The organism is Candidatus Darwinibacter acetoxidans, assembly GCF_041936445.1.
GTDB lineage: Bacteria > Bacillota > Limnochordia > Darwinibacteriales > Darwinibacteriaceae > DTU010.
The window spans coordinates 1-2,311 of the sequence record NZ_JBHGXH010000321.1; the positions used below are offsets into that span (position 1 = coordinate 1).

Below are 2,311 nucleotides of genomic sequence, written 5' to 3' on the forward strand. Positions count from 1 at the left end.
TGTGGCCGAGGAAAAACTGGGCCGACACCTTCTGCCCGGCGAGACGGTCCACCACCACAACAGCAAGCGCTGGGATAACCGTCCGGGGAATATCCATGTTTTCGACTGCCCGGGCGATCATACACGGCATCACGCCAAAATAAGACGAAAGGAGGTTACCAAATGTTAGTTTTCATCGGCCCGGCCCGCGATGTCATTGCTCACATCCGGGCGCTATGTCTGTTGGAAGGGGACAAGCCCGTCTCGCTGCTCCTCGCGGAGCTGGGGGCGGGAGTGAGGATGGGGGGTGTAGTGCATTGAGTGAGGGACAGGCTGGGCATGGGGAGCAGGAGCGGAAGATCTGCCCGCTTTACAAGGCAGCGGCGATCATCTCGGCCAAAGGCCTGGGCATGCCTGTGACCTGCGACGGCAGAAGCTGCGGGATGTGGGCGCTGTGCCAGGGGACTAAAATTTATAACCCCGTGCCGGTGAAAATGATCAAGGATTCACCGGTGGGGCTGTGAGTTTGGCGGGGTGGCGGAAGAGAGACGCCGGATACTGCGTGTCGGATAGAGGCGTTACCCTGTGGCTGCCAGGGATGAACCCAGCGCGCAGGCACGCAGTTGCGCAGTAGTGCCGGGGAGAGTGGCCCCGGCCCCCGCCCGATAAAGAAAGAGAGGATGGAGATGGTGGAAAAGATTTGGAACGAGAAAGGCGAGGCATACCAAATAGGTGGACGCATTATCAGTATTAAGCAAGCCCGGAGCGAGGGCAGGTTGGTCAACCATCCTTTTGGGCGTGATGGCACTGGATACTTGCGTGACGGTGTTATTTATCCGAATCGAGATTAGCCCCACACCACACCGCCACCGGGGGCGGCATACCCGGCATATTGGGACACAGCCCCGCCAGTAAATGAGAGGAGGGAGAAACATGCGACAAAAACTGATTCGTCTGCTTCTGATGCTGATAATCCGGGAGCAGATATTGAGAGGGGAGGGAGCGTAAATGTTTGGCGATCTCGAGATTAATGAAGCCACCGCCAACTATATTATTATCGACGCGCTTTGTCTGTATTTCGGCGGCGAGGCGATGGACAAGCAGGAGCCGGGCGATCCCCGCGTCATACGAGCACTTGAGAATATGGAGCTGCTATCAGATATCCTTTGGCGGCGCCATATCAAGGGCAAAGGCTGGGGAGAGTTGGCAAAAGCGCTTGACCGGCGAGTGGCGGCAATATGGGATGGGATGATAGATGCCAGGGGAGAGGAGGCTAATCGTGGCCTTACACATATACCGGAACGCTAAAGGAGAGCGTGTACCCGGCGTTACCACCGTCATCAGTGGCAATCTTGGCTGGAATAAGCAAGCCTTGATGTATTGGGCTAATCAGCAGGGGCTTGACGGTAAGCACCACCGCGAAGTCAGCCAGACCGCCGCCGACATCGGCACTATTGCCCATGCGATGGTAGAGGCCGACTTGAAGGGGAAGGAGTGGCGCGATCTCGTGGACTTGCAGGGTGTCACCGCTGTCATGATCGATAAGGCTGAAAAGGCTTACTCAGCATGGCAGGAATGGAAATCCCTTGTAAACTTCCAGCTACTAAAATCTGAAGAATCCCTCGTATCGGAAAAGTATAACTACGGCGGGACAATCGACGTGGCTGTTATCAAAAAAGCAACAAGCATTGTCGATCTGAAAACAAGCAACAACATATATCCCGATCATCGCATCCAGATCGCCGCATATGGACAGCTTTGGAACGAGAACTACCCGAACAATCCGGTTAAATCATACTACATATTGCAGTTAGGGAAAGACGGTTCATTCGCCTACTACTACTACCCCGATCTCACTCCGGCATGGGCGGTTTTTCAAAACCTTCTTGCCATCCACAAGCTGAAAAAGGAGGTTTAACCTTGAATCATTCTGAAAGTATCGCCAATATAGCGAAAGCCTTAGTCTCATTCCAGGCCGAAATTAAAAACCCTGCGAACACGGCTGATAATCCCTTCTTCAAGTCTAAGTATGCACCCCTAAACGAAATCCTGAACTATGTCCGCCCCGTTTTATCAAAGCATGGTTTAGCTGTTGTCCAATCCCCCGGCGGAGACGGGGACGTAACAACTATTACCACCCTTTTAATGCACACATCCGGGGAGTGGATTGAGACCGATCCGCTAGGACTAAAGGCGGAAAAACAGACGGCGCAGGGGACCGGGAGCGCGGTAACGTATGGCAGGAGGTATTCCCTGTCTGCCGCTTTGGGGATCTCAAGCGAGGATGATGATGACGGCAACCAGCAGGGGCGGAGTGTTAGGCCTCAAGCGG

The 2,311-nt window shown here is 54.3% G+C and carries 5 protein-coding genes; all 5 read left to right on the plus strand.

The features are described from left to right. Positions 1-162: 162 nt before the first annotated feature. On the plus strand, positions 163-300 hold the full coding sequence (locus tag ACE4YL_RS13125; RefSeq protein WP_461369714.1) for a hypothetical protein: 138 nt from the start codon (positions 163-165) through the stop codon (positions 298-300). Then, positions 297-503, plus strand: coding sequence for a hypothetical protein (locus tag ACE4YL_RS13130; RefSeq protein WP_461369715.1), 207 nt, complete (start codon positions 297-299; stop codon positions 501-503). Before ACE4YL_RS13125 ends, ACE4YL_RS13130 begins: the two co-directional genes overlap by 4 nt. A 484-nt stretch (positions 504-987) precedes the next feature. Beyond that, entirely contained in the window at positions 988-1,287 is a 300-nt protein-coding gene (locus ACE4YL_RS13135) for a hypothetical protein (RefSeq protein WP_461369716.1), read from the plus strand. Beyond that, positions 1,259-1,897 carry a hypothetical protein gene (locus tag ACE4YL_RS13140; RefSeq protein ID WP_461369717.1) on the plus strand — a complete coding sequence of 213 codons (639 nt, stop codon included), beginning with the start codon at positions 1,259-1,261 and terminating at the stop codon, positions 1,895-1,897. Before ACE4YL_RS13135 ends, ACE4YL_RS13140 begins: the two co-directional genes overlap by 29 nt. A 2-nt stretch (positions 1,898-1,899) precedes the next feature. After that, positions 1,900-2,311, plus strand: a 412-nt coding sequence (locus ACE4YL_RS13145; protein ID WP_461369718.1) for an ERF family protein, incomplete at its 3' end; no start/stop codon positions are given.